Origin of the sequence: Nocardioides dokdonensis FR1436 (assembly GCF_001653335.1) — a bacterium.
Taxonomy (GTDB): Bacteria; Actinomycetota; Actinomycetes; order Propionibacteriales; family Nocardioidaceae; genus Nocardioides; species Nocardioides dokdonensis.
Genome location: NZ_CP015079.1, coordinates 264,141 through 282,938 on the forward strand (window position 1 = coordinate 264,141; position 18,798 = coordinate 282,938).

Annotated in this window: 18 protein-coding genes; 6 read left to right on the forward strand and 12 right to left on the reverse strand. The window is 71.9% G+C overall.

The window, feature by feature from the left end; genetic code table 11:
* The first annotated feature begins 13 nt into the window (after positions 1–13).
* Together I601_RS01235 and I601_RS01240 are read left to right on the forward strand one after the other, a co-directional pair.
* A complete protein-coding gene (locus tag I601_RS01235) occupies positions 14–2,041 on the forward strand; it encodes a fumarate reductase/succinate dehydrogenase flavoprotein subunit (protein WP_068105375.1) in 2,028 nt (675 codons plus the stop codon).
* Complete coding sequence (locus I601_RS01240; protein ID WP_068105376.1) at positions 2,038–2,781, forward strand: succinate dehydrogenase/fumarate reductase iron-sulfur subunit; 744 nt, start codon at positions 2,038–2,040, stop codon at positions 2,779–2,781. Before I601_RS01235 ends, I601_RS01240 begins: the two co-directional genes overlap by 4 nt.
* An 85-nt stretch (positions 2,782–2,866) precedes the next feature.
* On the opposite strand, the gene I601_RS01245 is transcribed toward I601_RS01240, so the two are convergent.
* Genes I601_RS01245 through trpS form a run of 3 tightly spaced genes read right to left on the reverse strand, consistent with a single transcriptional unit; the run spans position 2,867 to position 5,561 of the window.
* Positions 2,867–3,940: a YihY/virulence factor BrkB family protein gene (locus tag I601_RS01245; protein ID WP_068105380.1), complete on the reverse strand. Its 1,074-nt coding sequence runs from the start codon at positions 3,938–3,940 to the stop codon at positions 2,867–2,869.
* Between the two features lie 2 nt (positions 3,941–3,942).
* Complete coding sequence (locus tag I601_RS01250; protein ID WP_068105382.1) at positions 3,943–4,479, reverse strand: 2'-5' RNA ligase family protein; 537 nt, start codon at positions 4,477–4,479, stop codon at positions 3,943–3,945.
* Positions 4,480–4,496: 17 nt separating this feature from the next.
* Positions 4,497–5,561 (reverse strand): tryptophan--tRNA ligase, encoded by a 1,065-nt coding sequence (gene trpS, locus I601_RS01255; protein ID WP_068105385.1) that lies wholly within the window; start codon positions 5,559–5,561, stop codon positions 4,497–4,499.
* A 71-nt stretch (positions 5,562–5,632) separates the two neighbouring features.
* On the opposite strand from trpS, the gene I601_RS01260 reads away from it, so the two are divergent.
* Positions 5,633–6,211 (forward strand): GNAT family N-acetyltransferase, encoded by a 579-nt coding sequence (locus tag I601_RS01260; RefSeq protein ID WP_068105389.1) that lies wholly within the window; start codon positions 5,633–5,635, stop codon positions 6,209–6,211.
* 4 nt (positions 6,212–6,215) lie between these two features.
* Here I601_RS01260 and I601_RS01265 read toward each other — a convergent pair whose 3' ends face one another.
* The 4 genes from I601_RS01265 to I601_RS01280 all read right to left on the reverse strand — a co-directional run bounded on the left by I601_RS01265 (position 6,216) and on the right by I601_RS01280 (position 10,795).
* Positions 6,216–7,418, reverse strand: coding sequence for an MFS transporter (locus I601_RS01265; RefSeq protein ID WP_068105392.1), 1,203 nt, complete (start codon positions 7,416–7,418; stop codon positions 6,216–6,218).
* A gap of 28 nt (positions 7,419–7,446) precedes the next feature.
* On the reverse strand, positions 7,447–8,022 hold the full coding sequence (locus I601_RS01270; protein WP_157519810.1) for a hypothetical protein: 576 nt from the start codon (positions 8,020–8,022) through the stop codon (positions 7,447–7,449).
* Positions 8,019–8,516: a SigE family RNA polymerase sigma factor gene (locus I601_RS01275; protein ID WP_068105398.1), complete on the reverse strand. Its 498-nt coding sequence runs from the start codon at positions 8,514–8,516 to the stop codon at positions 8,019–8,021. The genes I601_RS01270 and I601_RS01275 overlap by 4 nt, the downstream gene beginning before the upstream one ends.
* Before the next feature lie 68 nt (positions 8,517–8,584).
* Positions 8,585–10,795: an NADP-dependent isocitrate dehydrogenase gene (locus I601_RS01280; RefSeq protein WP_068105401.1), complete on the reverse strand. Its 2,211-nt coding sequence runs from the start codon at positions 10,793–10,795 to the stop codon at positions 8,585–8,587.
* 170 nt (positions 10,796–10,965) lie between these two features.
* On the opposite strand from I601_RS01280, the gene I601_RS01285 reads away from it, so the two are divergent.
* Entirely contained in the window at positions 10,966–11,946 is a 981-nt protein-coding gene (locus I601_RS01285) for an MIP/aquaporin family protein (RefSeq protein ID WP_068105405.1), read from the forward strand.
* Positions 11,947–11,950: 4 nt separating this feature from the next.
* Here the strand turns inward: I601_RS01285 and I601_RS01290 are convergent, their stop codons facing one another.
* The gene (locus I601_RS01290; protein WP_068105408.1) at positions 11,951–12,895 is read right to left on the reverse strand and encodes an NAD-dependent epimerase/dehydratase family protein; all 945 of its coding nucleotides are present in this window, start codon (positions 12,893–12,895) and stop codon (positions 11,951–11,953) included.
* Between the two features lie 41 nt (positions 12,896–12,936).
* A complete protein-coding gene (locus I601_RS21020; protein ID WP_068105411.1) occupies positions 12,937–13,539 on the reverse strand; it encodes a hypothetical protein in 603 nt (200 codons plus the stop codon).
* Positions 13,540–13,637: 98 nt separating this feature from the next.
* On the opposite strand from I601_RS21020, the gene I601_RS01300 reads away from it, so the two are divergent.
* A complete protein-coding gene (locus tag I601_RS01300; RefSeq protein WP_068105415.1) occupies positions 13,638–14,624 on the forward strand; it encodes a malate dehydrogenase in 987 nt (328 codons plus the stop codon).
* Positions 14,625–14,776: 152 nt separating this feature from the next.
* Positions 14,777–15,568: a type IV toxin-antitoxin system AbiEi family antitoxin domain-containing protein gene (locus I601_RS01305; protein WP_068105418.1), complete on the forward strand. Its 792-nt coding sequence runs from the start codon at positions 14,777–14,779 to the stop codon at positions 15,566–15,568.
* Positions 15,569–15,793: 225 nt separating this feature from the next.
* Here I601_RS01305 and I601_RS01310 read toward each other — a convergent pair whose 3' ends face one another.
* The 3 genes from I601_RS01310 to purH form a co-directional block, all read right to left on the reverse strand.
* Positions 15,794–16,156 carry a DUF3017 domain-containing protein gene (locus I601_RS01310; protein WP_237089520.1) on the reverse strand — a complete coding sequence of 121 codons (363 nt, stop codon included), beginning with the start codon at positions 16,154–16,156 and terminating at the stop codon, positions 15,794–15,796.
* 10 nt (positions 16,157–16,166) lie between these two features.
* A complete protein-coding gene (locus tag I601_RS01315; RefSeq protein WP_068105421.1) occupies positions 16,167–17,012 on the reverse strand; it encodes a bifunctional methylenetetrahydrofolate dehydrogenase/methenyltetrahydrofolate cyclohydrolase in 846 nt (281 codons plus the stop codon).
* A 196-nt stretch (positions 17,013–17,208) separates the two neighbouring features.
* Positions 17,209–18,795: a bifunctional phosphoribosylaminoimidazolecarboxamide formyltransferase/IMP cyclohydrolase gene (purH, locus tag I601_RS01320; RefSeq protein ID WP_068105423.1), complete on the reverse strand. Its 1,587-nt coding sequence runs from the start codon at positions 18,793–18,795 to the stop codon at positions 17,209–17,211.
* Positions 18,796–18,798 lie beyond the last annotated feature (3 nt).

Consider the following 18,798-nt stretch of genomic DNA (forward strand, 5'->3'; position numbering starts at 1 on the left):
GGAGATCGACTCAATGGCATCCACCGCAGACGTCAGCGGCCTGACGGAGCTCAACGGACCTCCCGAGCAGCGTTCCGACGACGCCCACGGCTACTACACGCCGGCCGCTCAGAAGCTCGTCGACGCGAAGGCCCCCACCGGTCTGATCAAGGACCGCTGGACCACCCGCAAGATGGACAACCGGCTGGTCAACCCGGCCAACCGCCGCAAGCTCGACGTGATCATCGTCGGCACCGGCCTGGCCGGCGGCGCCGCCGCCGCCACGCTCGGCGAGGCCGGCTACAACGTGAAGTCCTTCTGCTACCAGGACTCCCCGCGCCGGGCGCACTCGATCGCCGCCCAGGGCGGCATCAACGCGGCCAAGAACTACAAGGAGGACGGCGACTCCACCTACCGCCTCTTCTACGACACGGTGAAGGGCGGCGACTACCGCTCGCGGGAGTCCAACGTCTACCGCCTCGCCGAGGTCAGCGCGAACATCATCGACCAGTGCGTGGCCCAGGGCGTCCCGTTCGCCCGCGACTACGCCGGCCTGCTCGACAACCGCTCCTTCGGCGGCGTCCAGGTCTCGCGCACCTTCTACGCCCGGGGCCAGACCGGTCAGCAGCTGCTGATCGGGGCCTACCAGGCGATGGAGCGCCAGGTCGCGGAGGGCACGGTCACCCAGTTCACCCGCCACGAGATGCTCGAGGTCATCGTCGTCGACGGCACGGCGCGCGGCATCATCGCCCGCGACCTGGTCACCGGCGAGATCGAGACCCACCTCGCGGACGTCGTGGTGCTCGCCTCCGGCGGCTACGGCAACGTCTTCTACCTCTCCACCAACGCGATGGGCTCCAACGTCACCGCGTCGTGGCGTGCGCACCGCAAGGGCGCCTACATGGCCAACCCCTGCTACACGCAGATCCACCCGACCTGCATCCCCGTCTCCGGGGACCACCAGTCGAAGCTGACGCTGATGTCGGAGTCGCTGCGCAACGACGGTCGCATCTGGGTGCCGAAGAACAAGGAAGACTGCACCAAGGACCCGCGCGACATCCCCGAGGAGGACCGCGACTACTACCTGGAGCGCATCTACCCCTCGTTCGGCAACCTGGTGCCCCGCGACATCGCGTCGCGCCAGGCCAAGAACATGTGCGACGAGGGCCGCGGTGTCGGCCCGATGGTCGGCGACTTCCGCCGGGGCGTCTACCTCGACTTCGCCGACGCGATCGCCCGCCTGGGCGAGGACGCGGTGCGCGAGAAGTACGACAACCTCTTCGACATGTACGAGCGGATCACGGGTGAGAACCCCTACCAGGTCCCGATGCGGATCTACCCCGCCGTGCACTACGTCATGGGCGGCCTGTGGGTCGACTACGACCTGCAGTCCAACATCCCCGGCCTGTTCGTGACCGGTGAGGCCAACTTCTCCGACCACGGCGCCAACCGTCTCGGTGCCTCGGCGCTGATGCAGGGCCTGGCCGACGGCTACTTCGTGCTGCCGAACACCATCCGCGACTACCTCGCGGACGGCCCGTTCGAGCAGATCTCCGAGTCGCACCCGGCCGTGGTCGAGGCTCGCACGTCGGTCGAGGAGCGGATCTCCAAGTTCCTGTCCATCGGCGGCTCCCGCTCCGCGGACTCCTTCCACAAGGAGCTCGGCAACATCATGTGGGAGTACTGCGGCATGGAGCGCTCCGAGGAGGGGCTGCGCAAGGCCATCGACATGATCCGCGAGCTCAAGGCCGAGTTCTGGAGCGACCTCAAGGTGCTCGGCACCGCCGACTCGCTCAACCAGAGCCTCGAGAAGGCCGGCCGCGTGATCGACTTCATCGAGCTCGGCGAGCTGATGTGCATCGACGCGCTGAACCGTCGCGAGTCCTGCGGTGGGCACTTCCGTGCCGAGTCGCAGACGGAGGACGGCGAGGCGCTGCGCCACGACGAGGAGTTCGCCTACGTGGCGGCCTGGGAGTGGGGCGGCGACGGCGGCCAGCCGGTGCTGCACAAGGAAGACCTGATCTACACCGCCATCGAGATGAAGCAGCGGAGCTACAAGTGAACCTCACCCTCAAGATCTGGCGTCAGAAGGACGCCCAGTCTGCCGGCGCGATGCAGTCGTACTCCGTCGCCGACATCTCCGAGGACATGTCGTTCCTCGAGATGCTCGACACGCTCAACGAGCAGCTCAACGAGCAGGGCGAGGAGCCGATCGCCTTCGACCACGACTGCCGTGAGGGCATCTGCGGCTCGTGCGACCTGATGATCGACGGCCAGGCACACGGCCCCGAGGTCACCACCACGTGCCAGCTGCACATGCGCTCGTTCGAGGACGGCCAGACGATCACCATCGAGCCGTGGCGCGCCAACGCGTTCCCGGTCGTGAAGGACCTGATCGTCGACCGCTCGGCGTTCGACCGGATCATCCAGGCCGGCGGCTACGTCTCGGTCAACACCGGCTCCGCGCCGGAGGCCAACTCGGTGCCGGCACCGCGCGACAAGGCCATGCGCGCCTTCAACGTCGCCACGTGCATCGGTTGCGGCGCCTGCGTCGCGGCCTGCCCGAACGGTTCGGCGTCGCTGTTCCTCGGCGCCAAGATCACCCACCTCGGTGAGCTGCCGCAGGGTCAGCCGGAGCGGATGGGCCGGGTGGCCAGCATGGTCGCGCAGCACGACCACGAGGGCTTCGGCGGCTGCACCAACATCGGTGAGTGCACCGGCGCCTGCCCCAAGGAGATCCCGCTCGACGTGATCTCCCAGCTCAACAAGGACCTGCGCGACTCGCTGCGCGCCGGCTTCTGATCCGTACGGCGCCCGCACCCGGCTGCTGATCCTGACGCCCCGTCGGCGCGACCTCACCGGTCGCGGCGGCGGGGCGTTCGGCGTCTCAGGACTCGGGTCGCCCGCCGAGGCGGCGCACCACGGCGACCAGCGCCAGCACAGCGGCGCCACCGGCAGCGAACGGCACGGCCGCGCCCCGCCCGGCGGCAGCGGGCTGGTGCGGTTGCACGGCCCCGACCGGGTCCGAGCCGGCGTCCGCACCGCTGGGCAGCGGCGGACCCTGGACGAGCGCGGGCTCGTCGTCGGGGCGCAGCGCACGGGCCTCCGGCGCGGTGTGCGCGAAGGCCGCGGCGTACAGCACCACCCGGCTGAAGTAGTTGATCCACACCACGAGGACCAGTGCGATGCCGAAGGCCTGGAAGGCGGGCTGGCCCTGGGTCGAGGCGATCAGCTTGCCGGAGACCTGCTTGAGCACCTCGAAGAGGACCGCGCCCAGGAGCGAGGCCCTGACCAGGGAGATCCGGGGGGCGACGGGCTCCCCCAGCAACCGGAACATCGTGAAGAACAGCAGGGCGTTGGCTGCGAGGCCCAGGACGACCGTGACCAGCGTGACCAGCCAGGAGAGCTCGTCGTCGAGGCCCACCCAGCCCAGCAGCTCGGTGGAGAACGACGCCACCAGGCCGGTGAGCGCCACGGCCACCAGCAGGGTCAGACCGATGACCACCAGGGTCAGCAGGTCGCGCACCTTGCCCATCACGAAGTTGGGGATCCGCTGTTCCGGCGGCTCGAAGACCGCCACCAGGGCGGTGCGCAGGGCCGAGATCCACCCCAGCCCGGCGTACAGCACCCCGGCGAAGCCGGCGATCCCGGCCAGCCCGCTGAACGTGCGGAAGTCCGCGAGCTGCAGCTGCCCGTCGCCCGAGCCGATCATGCCCGGGAACAGCGAGGCGATCGCCTCCGTGAGCGTCTGGTTGGCGTCCGGGTAGACGTTGGACACCACGCCGACCGCGAAGAACGCCAGGGCCAGCACCGGGAAGAACGACAGGAACGCGAAGTAGGTGACCGCGCCCGCCTGCTGGCTGGCCTTCGCCTCGCCGTAGCGCTCCTGCATCCGCACCAGGTGGTCGATGAAGGGCCGGCGCTCACGGATCTCGGTGAGGCGCTCCTTGAGGGATGCCACTGCTACTCCTGCTGGTCGACGGGCGCAGGACACCTGAGGGGGATCTCCTGCGTGGGCTGCCACCCGTGGTGCTCCTCGTGCACGTAGAGGTGGAAGGCATCGACGTCGAAGCGGCACTCGAAGCCGGCCAGGTCGTCGAAGACCTGGTCCAGGACGGTCTCGCCCAGCTCGTGGGCGACCGTGACGTGGGGGTGGTACGGGAAGCTCAGGTCGACGTCGAGCGGGCCGCGGCGCACGGCGGCGGCCAGCTGCTCGCAGCCGGCGATCCCCTCGGCCACGGCGACGAAGACGACCGGGGAGACGGGTCGGAAGGTGCCGGTGCCGCGCAGGTGGACCCGGAAGGGCTCGACGGTGGTGGCCGCGGTCCGCAGGTGGTCCTCGATCCCGCTCAGGGCGTCGGCTGCGATCTCGGTGGGCGGCACCAGGGTGATGTGGGTCGGGATCTGGGTGGCGGTGGTGTCGCCGATCGCCGTGCGGTAGTCCTGCAGCTCGCTGCCCCAGGGCTCCGGGATGGCGACAGCGACGCCGATCGTGACCACGCCCCCGACCCTAGCGGTCATCGGGAACGGGTCGGCGCCACGAAGCCGACCCGCTGGTAGACGTCACGCAGCGTGGCCTCGGCGACCTCGTTGGCCTGGTCGGCCCCCCGGCGCAGCACCTCGCTGAGGTAGGCCTGGTCGTCCAGGAGCTCGAGGGTGCGGTCTCGGAAGGGGGTCACCACCCCGACGACGATCTCGGCGAGGTCCTTCTTCAGGTCGCCGTAGCCGCGGCCGGCGTACTGCTCGACGAGGTCGTGCACGCCCTCGCCGGTCAGCGCCGAGTAGATGGTGAGCAGGTTGCTGACGCCGGGCTTCTCGTCTCGGTCGAAGCGGACGTCGTTGTCGGAGTCGGTGACCGCCGAGCGGATCTTCTTCGCGCTGACCGACGGCTGGTCGAGCAGGTCGATGATGCCGGCGGCCGAGGAGGCCGACTTCGACATCTTGGCGGTGGGCTCCTGGAGGTCGGCGATCTTCGCGGTGGCCTTGAGGATGTAGGGCTCCGGCAGCCGGAAGGTCTTCTTGTAGCGGTGGTTGAAGCGCTGCGCGAGGTCGCGGGTCAGCTCGAGGTGCTGGCGCTGGTCCTCACCGACCGGCACGAAGTGCGGTCGGTAGAGCAGGATGTCGGCCGCCTGCAGGACCGGGTAGGTGAACAGCCCGACGCTGGCCGCGCCCTCGCCGCCCTTGGCCGACTTGTCCTTGAACTGGGTCATCCGGCGGGCCTCGCCGAAGCCGGTCAGGCACTGCAGCACCCAGCCGAGCTGGGCGTGGGCGGGCACCTGGCTCTGCACGAAGATCGCCGAGCGCTCGGGGTCGATGCCCATCGCGAGGAGCTGGGCGGCCGCGCGCAGGGTCCGCTCGCGCAGCACCTTGGGGTCCTGCTCGACGGTGATCGCGTGCAGGTCGGCGATGAAGAAGAACGGCTGGTGGTCGTGCTGCAGACCCACCCACTGGCGCAGCGCACCGAGGTAGTTGCCGAAGTGGAAGGAGTCGGCCGTCGGCTGGATGCCCGACAGGACGCGCGGGCGGGCGCCCGAGGGCGGCGCTGCCGGCACGGACACCTCGGGCTGGGTGGTGGCTGCCATGGGCGCATTCTTCCCGACCACCGACGAAACCGACTTGCCGGGGTCGGGGGTGCCGGTGTTGGGTCCCTCCCATGTCTCCTGCCCCCACCCTGACCGATGCCCGTGAGGGCGCTCCCGTCGTGATCCTGCGCGCGCACCGCCCCGACGACGCCCAGGGCTCCTACGAGCAGTGCCAGGACCCGCTCTCGCAGGAGTGGACCACGGTGCCGCTGCCCTACACCCGCGAGATGGCCCACGGCTTCGTCACCGAGATGATGCCGGGCGGCTGGAGCGACGACTCCGAGTGGGGCTTCGCCCTCGACGTCGACGGCCGGTACGCCGGCACCGTGTCGCTGCGCAACGAGGGCGACGGCCGTGCGGAGATCGCCTACGGCTCCCACCCCTGGGTCCGCGGCACCGGCGCCGTCGAGCGCGCGCTGCGGCTGCTGCTGGACTGGGGCTTCGCGGAGCGCGACCTGCGCACCGTGGTCTGGTGGGCCAACACCGGCAACTGGGCCTCGCGCAAGGTCGCGTGGCGGCTCGGCTTCACGATGGAGGGCACGGTGCGCCAGTACCTGCCGCACCGTGGCGAGCTGCGCGACGCGTGGGTGGCCACGCTGCTCGCCGGCGACCCACGGGAGCCCCGGACGGCCTGGGACGGTCCCTCGTGAGGGTTCAGTCGTCCAGGAGGTGGGCGCGGTGCGCCAGCACCAGGACGCCGAGCCCGGCGACGGCCAGGGCCACGCCGACGACGAGCGGCGCGCGCAGGCCGTAGCCGGCCGCGATGACGAGCCCGCCGAGCCAGGCGCCGAGGGCGTTGCCCATGTTGAGGCTGGCGTGGCTCATCGCCGCACCGAGGGTCTGGGCCTGCCCGGCGGCGTCCATCAACCGGGCCATGAAGCCCAGTGCCAGCACCGAGCCGATGACGGTGACCGAGAACGCCGCGACCAGCGCCCACCAGCCGGTGGGGGCCAGCACGTAGTAGAGCGCCAGGGCCAGGGCGAGCCCGACCGACGCCCCGCGCAGCGAGGTCTCGATCGACCAGTCGATGAGGGGGCCGGCGACGGTGTTGCCGACCACCATGCCCACGCCCAGCACCAGCAGGAAGACCGCGACCGCGGACTCCCCCAGCCCACCGACGTCGGTGGTCAGCGGGGCGATGTAGGAGACCAGGGCGAACATCCCGCCGAAGCCGATCGCGCCGGCCACGACGGCGTACCAGAGCTGCGGGCGGCGCAGCGCCGCGAGCTCGCGGCGACCGGTCGCCTCGGTGTCGCCGGGGGTGCTGGGCACGAAGAGCAGGATGAGCACGACGGTGAGGACCGAGACCAGTCCGACGGCGACGTACGCCGCCCGCCAGCCCAGCGCCTGGCCGAGCAGGGTCGCTGCCGGGACGCCGACGACGTTGGCGACCGGGATGCCCATCATCACCAGCGCGAGCGCCCGTCCACGACGCTCCGGGCTGACCATGCTCGAGGCGATCAGCGCCGAGACACCGAAGTACGCGCCGTGCGGCAGCCCGTCGAGGAAGCGCACGAAGGCGAGCAGGCCGTAGTGCGAGATCGCGGCGCTGAGCAGGTTGAGGACCCCGTAGGCGAGCATCAGCCAGATCAGCAGCGCGCGCCGGGGCATCCGGGCGCCGAGCGCCGCGATCGTCGGCGCACCGACGACCACGCCGAGGGCGTAGGCCGAGATCAGGTGCCCGGCCTCGGGGATGCTCACCGCCACGCCGTCGGCGATCTGCGGGAGCAGGCCCATGGTCACGAACTCGGTCGTGCCGATCGCGAAGCCCCCCGTCGCCAGGGCGACCACGGCCAGCAGGAAGCGGGCGCGGCTGGTCGGGGCGAGGGCCGGGGTGGCCTCGGTCAGGGAAGTCATCGACTGTCGAACATCACCCCGGGGGCCGCTATTCCACGCGCACCGACTCCACCTGGAGGACGCGGGCCACCCCCGGCTCGCAGACCTGGTCGCCGGACCACTCCGCCGGCCCGCTGAGGACGCCTGCGAGCACCACCCGGTCCCCGACCTCGGCCACCTCGGCCCCGTGCTGGTCGTAGAGCACGAACCGGCCGTCGTCGAAGGTGCGCCCCGTCCACTCGTGCGGCCAGTGGAGAGAGTGCCGCCCCTCGCCGACCACCAGGCAGCGGTCGTCCATGGTGCTGCGCAGCTCGCCCCGGAGCACGTCCGCGCCCCTCGGACGGTCGACGCCCACCTCGAACGCGGAGTCGTCGAGCAGCACCGGCACCCCGCTGTCCACCTGCCCGCCGGGGCCTGCGGGAGCCGGGGCCGCGGCGGGGTCGCCCAGCCGGGCCAGGGCGGTGGCCCCCGCACCGCCGGCCGTGAGCACCGCGATCGTGGCCAGGGCCACCGCTCCCCTGCGCCGGCGGCGTCCGGCTCGCTGTATCTCCGCCAGGGGGGCCGCGGAGACGGGCACGCGGTCGACGCTGTGGACCATCATCGAGGTCAGTCGGTCGTTCATCATCGTTCTCCCGTCACCAGTGACCCGAGGGTCGGATCGGACTCCAGCACCGCCAGGCCACGGCTCGCCCTGCTCTTGACCGTGCCTGTCGAGATCCCCAGCGCCGCGGCGATCTGCGTCTCGGACAGGTCGGCGTAGTAGCGCAGCACGAGGACCTGCCGCTGACCCGGCACCAGCCGGGCCAGGGCGACGCGCAGGGCGTCGTGGCGCAGCACCTCGTCGGTGCCGTCGGGCAGGGCGGCCTCGGGCAGCACCTCGGTCGGCGCCTCGCGCCACCAGCGGCGGCGCCGGCTGTCGATCAGGGTGTTGATCAGGACCCGGTGCACGTAGGCGTCGGGGTCGGTGGCACGGGTCACCCTGCCCCAGGCGCCGTACACCTTCACCAGGGCGGTCTGGACGAGGTCCTCGGCCGCGTGCGGGTCGGCGCCCATCAGGACCGCCGAGCGGACCAGGCGCGACCACCGGGCGACCACGTAGTCCTCGAATGCGAGCGTCATGCCCAGAAGACGAGCCGGGCCCGGGAACTGGTTCCCGGGCCCGGCATCGTGCGTGCTGCGTTCGTCGATCAGAGCGAGGCGAGGGCCTCGTTCAGCGTCGTGGAGGGACGCATCACCTGGTCGGCCTTGTCGTCCTGGGGCCGGAAGTAGCCCCCGACGTCGGCCGGGCTGCCCTGCACGGCGTTGAGCTCGGAGACGATGGTCTCCTCCTCGGCGGCCAGCTTCTCGGCCAGCGGGGCGAAGACCTTCGCGAGGTCGGTGTCCGCCGTCTGCTTCGCCAGCTCCTGGGCCCAGTAGAGCGCCAGGTAGAAGTGCGAGCCGCGGTTGTCGATGCCGCCGATCTTGCGGGTCGGGGACTTGTCCTCCTCCAGGAACGTCGCGGTGGCGGCGTCCAGGGTGTCGGCGAGGACCTTGGCGCCGCGGTTGTCGGCGTACCCGGCGAGGTGCTCGAAGGAGGCGGCCAGAGCGAAGAACTCGCCCAGGCTGTCCCAGCGCAGGTAGTTCTGCTCGATGAGCTGCTGCACGTGCTTGGGCGCCGAACCGCCGGCGCCGGTCTCGAAGAGGCCGCCGCCGTTCATCAGCGGGACGATCGAGAGCATCTTCGCCGACGTGCCGACCTCGAGGATCGGGAACAGGTCGGTGTTGTAGTCGCGCAGCACGTTGCCGGTCACCGAGATGGTGTCCTCGCCCTTGCGGATGCGCTCGACGGAGTACGTCGTCGCCTCGGCCGGCGTCATGACCTCGATGGTCAGCCCGTCGGTGTCGTGCTCGGGGAGGTAGGCCTCGATCTTCTTGATCAGGTTGGCGTCGTGCGCACGGTTCTCGTCGAGCCAGAAGATCGCCGGGGAGCCGCTGGCGCGGGCCCGGGTCACGGCCAGCTTGACCCAGTCGCGGATCGGCTCGTCCTTGGTCTGGCAGGCGCGCCAGATGTCGCCCGGCTCGACCTCGTGCGACATCAGCGTCTCGCCGGCGGCGTTGCGCACCACGACGGTGCCCGCGTCGGCGATCTCGAAGGTCTTGTCGTGGGAGCCGTACTCCTCGGCCTTGCGGGCCATCAGCCCCACGTTGGGCACCGAGCCCATCGTGGCCGGGTCGTAGGCGCCGTGCGCCTTGCAGTCCTCGATGACCGCGGCGTACACGCCGGCGTAGGAGGAGTCGGGGATGACCGCGAGGCAGTCGTCCTCCTGGCCGTCGGGACCCCACATGTGGCCACCGATGCGGATCATGGCCGGCATCGAGGCGTCGATGATGACGTCGGAGGGCACGTGCAGGTTGGTGATGCCCTTGCGGTCGTCGACCATGGCCATCCGCGGACCGTCGGCCAGGCCCTGCTTCACGGAGGCCTTGATGGCCTCGCCGTCGGGCAGCGAGTCGACCGCGGACATCAGGGCACCGAGCCCGTCGTTGGGCGAGATGCCCGCCTCGGCGAGCTGCGCGCCGTACTGCTCGAAGAGGGTGGGGAAGAACGCCTGCACGGCATGGCCGAAGACGATCGGGTCGGAGACCTTCATCATCGTCGCCTTGAGGTGCACCGAGAAGAGCACGTCGTCGGCCTTGGCCCGCGCGATCTGCTCGGTCAGGAAGCGACGCAGCGCGGCGACGCTCATGAAGGTCGCGTCGACGACCTCGCCGGCCTCGACGGGCAGCGCGTCCTTGAGGACGGTCTCGGTGCCGTCGGCGCCGACGTGCACGATCGAGAGGGTGTCGGCGGCGTCGAGGACGACCGACTGCTCGTTGGAGAAGAAGTCGCCGCCGTCCATGGTGGTCACGGTGGTCTTCGAGTCGCTCTTCCACTCGCCCATGCGGTGGGGGTACTTCTTGGCGTAGCCCTTGACGGCGGCGGGGGCGCGGCGGTCGGAGTTGCCCTCGCGCAGGACCGGGTTGACCGCGGAGCCCTTGACCTTGTCGTACTTGGCCCGGGCGTCCTTCTCGTCCTCGGTCTGCGGGTGCTCGGGGTAGTCGGGCAGGTCGTAGCCCTTCTCCTGCAGCTCCTTGACCGCGGCCTTGAGCTGCGGGGTGGAGGCGGAGATGTTGGGCAGCTTGATGATGTTGGCCTCGGGCTTGGTGGCCAGCTCGCCGAGCTCGGCGAGGTGGTCGGCCACCCGCTGCTCCTCGGTGAGGCGCTCGGGGAACTGCGCGAGGATGCGACCCGCCAGCGAGATGTCGCGGGTCTCCACCTCGACACCGGCCTTGGCGGCGTACGCCTGGATGATCGGGAGGAAGGAGTACGTCGCCAGCAGCGGCGCCTCGTCGGTGTGCGTGTAGATGATGGTGGCCATGGTGCGGGCGACTCCTCGGCGATCGAGAACAATAGTTTCTTGACGTCAAGATACCTGACGTGGACGTGGGACGGGGTCCGGGACCCGACGGCCAGCCTGACAGCCCCGCTGCGACTAGTCATCCCACCCTCGGGGGTTTGGCCGAGGCGGGCAACGGGGAGCACACGAGCATGGCTGAGACCGCTGCATCCCCGACCGCGCCCGACCCCGTGACCCCGTCGATGACCCAGCGAGGCGTCGCCGAGGGCCTCGGGACGATGGTGCTGGTGCTCCTCGGCGGCCTCGCCACCGTCCTCAGCGGGTACAGCCCCCTGGTGACCGCACTCGGCTTCGGGCTCACCGTGACCGCGGTGATGCTGGCCTTCGCCCGGCTCGGCCACGTGCACCTCAACCCGGCGGTGAGCATCGGCGCCGCACTGGCGGGCCGGCTGTCCTGGGCCCACGCCGGCGTCCTGGCCGCCGCCCAGGTGCTCGGCGGCGTGCTGGGCGCCCTGGCCGGCTGGGTGGTGCTGCACGGCTTCGCCACCTACGACCTCGGCTTCGCCCCGTCCTTCTTCGGCGAGCACATGCGCGGCGCCAACCCCCCGGGCGAGCTCGCCCTGTGGTCCGCCCTGCTCCTCGAGCTGCTGCTCACCGGCGTCTTCGTGTGGCTGTTCCTGGCCGCCACCGACCGCCGCAGCGAGCACGCCTCCATGGCCCCGCTGGCCGTCGGGCTCGCGTTCACGGCCGTCTTCCTGGCCACCGTCGTGATGACCGGCGGCGGCATCAACCCGGCGCGCGCGATCGGCACGGCCCTCTTCTCCGGCGTCGACGCGATCGCCCAGAACTGGGTGTTCGTGCTGGCGCCGCTGCTGGGCGCCGCCCTCGCGGGGCTGACCTACCCGATGGTGATGGGCGCCGACGCCGAGGCGCTGCCCGGCTCCGGGTTCACCTTGCCGCGGCGCAGCCCGGCCGCGACCGCGGCCGTCCAGCAGCCGGACTGGAACCAGGCCCACCACCAGTCCGCCGCGCAGCCCGTCGAGCAGGGCCCGATCATCCAGGACGGCTGGCAGTGGGACCCGGTGGCGCACCAGTGGAAGCCGGTCGAGCAGGCCGCGCCGCAGCCGCGCTACCTCGGTGACGACGACGGCCGGACCCAGATCCGGCCCTGACCGGTCAGCCGCGCAGGCCGTCGGCGACCTCGTCGAGCGCCTCGCTCAGGGACACCCTCGGCCGCCAGCCCCAGCCGAGCGCCCGGTCGGCGCGCACCTGGCCGGTCCACGCGGGTCCGTCGTCCCAGACCGGCTCGACGCCCAGGGCGCCGGTCACGACCTCGGTGTAGTCACGGACGGTGGCCGGCTCACCGGCGACGTTCACCGCCGTGCACCCGCCGGCGACCGGGCCGAGCGCGGGGTCGTCGGAGGCGGCCGTGCGGCCGGTGGCGACGTCGGCCAGCAGCGCGGCCAGGTCGTCGAGGTGCACCCATGCGAAGGACTGGGCCGGGTTGGCGTGCCGGGCCGACTCGTCGTCACGGATCGCCTGCGGACGCAGGGTGTTCCACACCGAGCTCTCCCCCTGTCCCAGGATCGCCGGCGGGCGCACCAGGACCCGGGTCAGCCCCTCGACCCGGCCGAGGGCGGCATCGGTGTCCCGCTTGGTCACCGGGTAGTCGCCCCCGTCGTCGCCCACCAGCGCGGCGGACTCGTCGACGTCGCCCGCCCCCGGCGAGCGGTCGTAGACCGCGGCCGTCGACACGTGCACGAAGCGGTCCACGCCGGCGGCGGCCGCCGCCCGCGCCAGGACCGGCGTGCCCTCGACCCCGATCCGGTGCTGGGTCTCCCGGTCGCTGCCCATCGGGTGCACGGTCGTCACCACGGCGCTCGCCCCGTCGACGACCCGGCTCGCGAGGTCGGGGTCGTGGAACTCCCCGACATGCTCCTCGACGCCGGGCAGGCCCGGGGCGGTGCCCGAGCGGCGTACGACGGCACGCACGTGGGCGCCGCGCTCGACGAGGGCGGCGCAGGTCGCGGCGCCGACGAGGCCGTTGGCTCCCGTGACGACGACGACCGGAGCAGCGCCGCTGGAAGGGCTGGCAGGAGGGCTGGTGCGGGTCTCAGTCATGCGTCCCAGACAAGCACGCACGCCCTCACCCCTCGCTGCGCTCAGTCCCGGAGCAGGACCTGGCCGACGTCGGCCACGTAGTACTCGCGCCGCGACAGGGCCGGGTCGAGGTCGGAGCGCACGTCCAGCAGCACCGCCTCCTGCTCCCCGTCCGCGGTGGCGACCGGGGCGGCGACGTCGAGGACGGTGACCCGCTCCTCGGAGACACCGTCGGCGGCCGAGCGGCGCCAGCCGTCGCCCACGCGCGGGTCGGCGGGTAGCCAGAGGCCGAGCGGCACCGTGGGCCCGACCTCCCACTCCCCCTCGCGCCCGAACCACCACACGTGGCCGTCCTCGTCGGTGGCGAGGAGGTCGGTCACGGCCTCCCCGTCGACGGTGCGGGACACCGGCGTCGTGGCGACCCCCGCGACCTCGACGGTCTCGTCGCCCTCGGGCAGCGGGAACCACGCGTTGGCCCCGGGATCCTCGAAGTCGGCCGGTGCCGGGGCCGGGCTCGGGACGGTGAGACCGTCCACCCCGGACGGCGGGCTGTCCCCCGGACCGAGCGAGCAGCCGGTGAGCGCGAGCGCCAGGACGAGCGCCGGCAGCAGCGTGGCGAGGGGGCGGCGTACGGACGGGAGGGGGGTGGGGCGGGACGCGGCCATGCGCACATGCTCGCGCACCGCTCAACCCACCTGCCCGGGGGTGCACGCGCGCTGCTAGCGTCGGATCGCCAGAACCATCGACACGAGCGGAGACCCGCGTGAGCACTACCCCGTTGAAGGTGGCCGTCACCGGCGCCGCCGGTCAGATCGGCTACAGCCTGCTGTTCCGCCTCGCGAGCGGCGCACTGACCGGTGGCCAGCCCATCGAGCTGCGCCTGCTGGAGATCACCCCCGCCCTGAAGGCGCTCGAGGGCGTCGTCATGGAGCTCGACGACTGCGCGTTCCCCGGCCTCGCCGGTGTGGAGATCGGTGACGACGCCGAGAAGATCTTCGACGGCGTCAACCTCGCCCTGCTCGTCGGCGCGCGCCCGCGTGGCCCCGGCATGGAGCGCGGCGACCTGCTCTCCGCCAACGGCGCGATCTTCACCGCGCAGGGCAAGGCCCTGAACAAGGTGGCCGCCTCCGACGTGCGCATCGGCGTGACCGGCAACCCGGCCAACACCAACGCGCTCATCGCGATGACCAACGCCCCCGACATCCCGCAGGAGCGGTTCTCGGCGCTGACCCGCCTCGACCACAACCGCGCGATCTCGCAGCTGGCCGCCAAGACCGGCGCCTCGGTCACCGACATCACCAAGATGACGATCTGGGGCAACCACTCCGCGACCCAGTACCCCGACCTGTTCAACGCCGAGATCGCCGGCAAGAACGCCGCCGAGACCGTGGGCGACCAGGACTGGCTCGAGAACACCTTCATCCCGACCGTCGCCAAGCGCGGCGCGGCGATCATCGAGGCCCGGGGCTCCTCCTCGGCCGCCTCCGCCGCCTCCGCCACCATCGACGCCGCGCGCGACTGGCTCTACGGCTCCGCCGAGGGCGACTGGGTCTCGATGGCGGTGCGCTCGAACGGCGAGTACGGCGTCCCCGAGGGCCTCATCTCCTCGTTCCCCGTCACCACCTCCGGTGGCGACTGGAGCATCGTCGAGGGCCTCGAGGTCAACGACTTCTCGCGCGCCCGCATCGACGCCTCGACCGCCGAGCTCGCCGAGGAGCGCGACGCGGTCACCGAGCTCGGCCTGATCTGATCGCCGAGCAGTCACTTTCGCACCACCCACCGGTCAGTTCTGCACCACTGAGCAGTCAGTTCTGAACCCGCTCGTCCGCCGCCCCCGTCCTGTTCTCCACAGGCCGGGGGCGGTGTCGTTCGCTGCGCCCGCGCAGCGGGCAGCCTGCCGGCATGGATGTCCGCCCTCCCCCTCTCCTCGAGCCGACCACCGCCGAGCGTGCGAGCGCGCTCGGCTGGACCCGCCGGCGCCTGCAGCGCGCCCTCCACGACGGCCGCGTACGCCGCGTCCTGCGCGGTGTGTACGTCGACGCCAGCGTCCCTGATAGCACCGCCCTGCGGGCGGCCGCGGCACGGCTGGTCCTGCCTGCCCGGATGGTGGTCTGCGACCGCAGCGCCGCCTGGCTGCACGGCGTCGACCACTGGGAGCCCAGCGCGCTCGACGTACCACCCGGGCTCGAGGTCGTGGCCCGCGACGGCACCCGCACCCGGCTCGCCGGCACCCACGGCGCGCTGCGCTCCCTGGTCGCCGACGACGGCATGGTCCTGGACGGAGTGCCCGTGACGACGCCGTTGCGCACGGCGGCCGATCTCGCGTGCCTGCACGGTCGCCTGGGTGCCGCCGCTGTGCTCGACCAGTTCGCCCGGGCGCACGGCGTCACCCCCGAGGACCTGCGGTGCATCACGGGCCGCTTCGCGGGCCGCCGCGGCGTGACCCAGCTGCGCGAGCTGGGGACCGACGCCTGTGGCCTGCTCGAGTCACCCGGTGAGTCCTGGGTGCGCCGGCTCGTGCTCGACCACCAGCTCCCGATGCCGACGGCCCAGGTCGTCGTACAGCTGCCCGAGGGCGAGTTCCGTCTCGACCTGGCCTACCCACGCCTGCGGATCGCTGTCGAGTACGACGGCGAGGAGCACCACTCCTCCCCGAGGACCGGGAGCGTGACCGGCTGCGCCGCGAGGCGCTGAGACGGGCGGGGTGGATCGTCATCGTCGTACGCAAGGACGGGCTGGGCGGCCCCGGCCTGGACGCCTGGATCCGCCAGCTCCGGGTCGCGGTGGCCGAGCGCCTGGGTCCGACGGCCCGACGCTATGCCCGCGGCGAGGAGCCGCGCCGCTTCACCCGGGTGCAGAGCTGACCGGTGGGTGGTGCAGAACTGACCGGTGGGTGGTGCACAAGTGACTGCTCGGCGATCAGAGGCCGGGTTGGTTGGGGATGGTGCGGGCCAGGAAGAGCATCAGACCGCCGACGCCACCGAGGAGCGCGACGTCGAGGAACCGGTGCCGGACGGCGAGCATCCCGGCGTCGCGGGCCGGGAGGACCAGGCGCAGGCCGGCGCCGGCCATCAGGGCCCCGGCGAGCACGGTGACCCCCAGGCGCCAGTCGCCGAGCGCGGCCAGCGTGATGCCCAGGGCACCGGTCGCGAGGACGCACAGGTAGAGCAGACCGCCGATCGTCGAGGGGTAGCGGCGCCCCTCCTCCTCGTGGATCTCCTCGGCGATCTCCTCCACCGAGGGCGGGAGGTCGTCAGCAGGTTCGATCGTCGGTTCGCTCACCAGCACACGCTCAGGCCGAGGCCTTCTCGGCCATCGCGACGATGTTCGACAGCAGCATGGCGCGGGTCATCGGGCCGACCCCGCCGGGGTTCGGCGAGACCCAGCCCGCGACGTCCCACACGTCCGCGGCGACGTCGCCCGCGATCTTGCCGTCGACCCGCGAGACGCCCACGTCGAGCACGGCGGCACCGGGCTTGACCATGTCGGCGGTGATGATGCCCGGCACGCCGGCAGCGGCGACGACGATGTCGGCCTCGCGCACGTGCTTGGCCAGGTCACGGGTGCCGGTGTGGCACAGCGTGACGGTGGCGTTCTCGGAGCGACGGGTCAGCAGCAGGCCCAGCGGCCGCCCCACGGTCAGCCCGCGACCGACCACGACCACCTCGGCGCCGGCGATCTCGATGCCGTGGCGGCGGACGAGCTCGATGCAGCCGACGGGCGTGCACGGCAGCGACCCCTCGACGTTGAGCGCGAGGCGGCCCAGGCTGACCGGGTGCAGGCCGTCGACGTCCTTGTCGGGGTCGACGCGCGAGAGCAGCGCGTACTCGTCGAGACCGGTCGGCTGCTGCACCAGGAAACCGGTGCAGTCGGGGTCGGCGTTGAGCCGGTCGATCTCGGCCTCGACCTCGGCCTGCGTCGCCGTGGCCGGCAGGTCGACGCGGATCGACTCGATGCCGATCTCGGCGCAGTCCTTGTGCTTCGCTCCGACGTACCAGTGCGAGCCCGGGTCGTCCCCGACCAGGACGGTGCCCAGTCCGGGCACCACGCCGCGCTCCTTGAGCGCGGCCACCCGCTCCTTGAGCTCGGCCTTGATCGTGCGCAGCGTCGCGCTGCCGTCCAGCTTCTGTGCAGTCATCGTGCTCATCCTGTCATCTGCGTGCGTCGGTGCGCCGAGACGGCGCTAGTTCTTGTACGTCGACGTGGTGGCGGCCGCTCGTCGCTCGCCGTGCGCCGGGGTGTCGCCGAGTCGGCTCTTCTTCACGCTCCCCCGCTTCGCTCCTCCGCGTGAAGAAGAGCCGACTCGGCGAGGGTCCACTGCGCGACTTCGTCGCTCAGTGGAAGAAGTGACGGGTGCCGGTGAAGTACATCGTCACGCCGGCGGCCTTGCAGGCCTCGATGGTCAGCTCGTCGCGGACCGAGCCGCCGGGCTGCACGATGGCGGCCACGCCGGCGTCGAGGAGGATCTGCGGGCCGTCCTCGAAGGGGAAGAAGGCGTCGGAGGCAGCCACGGAGCCGGCGGCGCGGTCGTCGGCGCGGGTCACCGCCAAGCGGCACGAGTCGACCCGGTTGACCTGGCCCATGCCGATGCCGACGGCTGCGCCGTCCTTGGCGAGCAGGATCGCGTTGGACTTCGCCGCGCGACAGGCCTTCCAGGCGAAGGCCAGGTCGGCGAGCACGTCGGCGGGGGCGGCCTCGCCGGTGACCAGCGTCCACGAGGACGGGTCGTCGCCGCCGCTCTCGGTCGCGGCGTCCACGGCGTCGCGCTGCTGGACCAGCAGCCCCCCGGAGACCGGGCGGGTCTCGATGCCACCACGCTCGAGCGGCTCGCAGACCAGGATCCGGATGTTCTTCTTGCGGGCCAGCACCTCGACCGCGCCGTCCTCGTACGCCGGCGCCACGATCACCTCGGTGAAGACCTCGGCGACCTGCTCGGCCATCGCGACCGAGACGGGGCGGTTGGCGGCGATCACGCCGCCGAACGCCGAGACCGGGTCGCAGGCGTGGGCGCGGCGGTGCGCCTCGGCGACGTCGCCGCCGACGGCGATGCCGCAGGGGTTGGCGTGCTTGATCACGGCCACGGCCGGCTCGTCGAAGTCGTAGGCCGCCCGGCGCGCGGCGTCGGTGTCGACGTAGTTGTTGTACGACATCTCCTTGCCGTGCAGCTGCTCGGCGCCGGCCAGCCCGGCGGGGCCGTGCCCGGTGCGGTAGATCGCGGCGGACTGGTGCGGGTTCTCGCCGTAGCGCAGCACGTCCTGGCGCTCGTAGGTCCCGCCCATCCAGGCGGGGAAACCGGCACCGTCGCTGGTGTCGGTCAGCACGCTGCCCATCCACGAGGCGACCGCGACGTCGTACGACGCGGTGTGCACGAAGGCCTCCGCGGCCAGGCGCTTGCGCTCGTCGTAGGTGAAGCCACCGGCGGCGGCCGCGCGCAGCACGTCGGCGTAGCGCTCGGGGCTGGTGACGATCGCGACCGAGGGGTGGTTCTTGGCCGCGGCGCGCACCATCGAGGGGCCGCCGATGTCGATCTGCTCCACGCACTCGTCGGGCGAGGCGCCGGACTCGACGGTCTGCGTGAAGGGGTAGAGGTTGGACACCACGAGGTCGAAGGGCTCGACCTCGAGCTCGGCGAGCTGCTGCACGTGGCTCTCGAGCCGGCGGTCGGCCAGGATGCCGGCGTGCACGCGGGGGTGCAGGGTCTTCACGCGCCCGTCGAGGCACTCGGGGAAGCCGGTGAGGTCCTCGACCTTCGTCACCGGCAGGCCGAGGCCCTCGATGAGTGCGGCCGAGCCGCCGGTGGAGACCAGGGTGACCCCGGCGTCGTGGAGACCGCGGACGAGCTCCTCGAGGCCGGACTTGTCGTAGACGGAGACCAGCGCGCGGCGGATCGGCACCAGGTCGGGGGCAGCAGCGTGCGACATGAG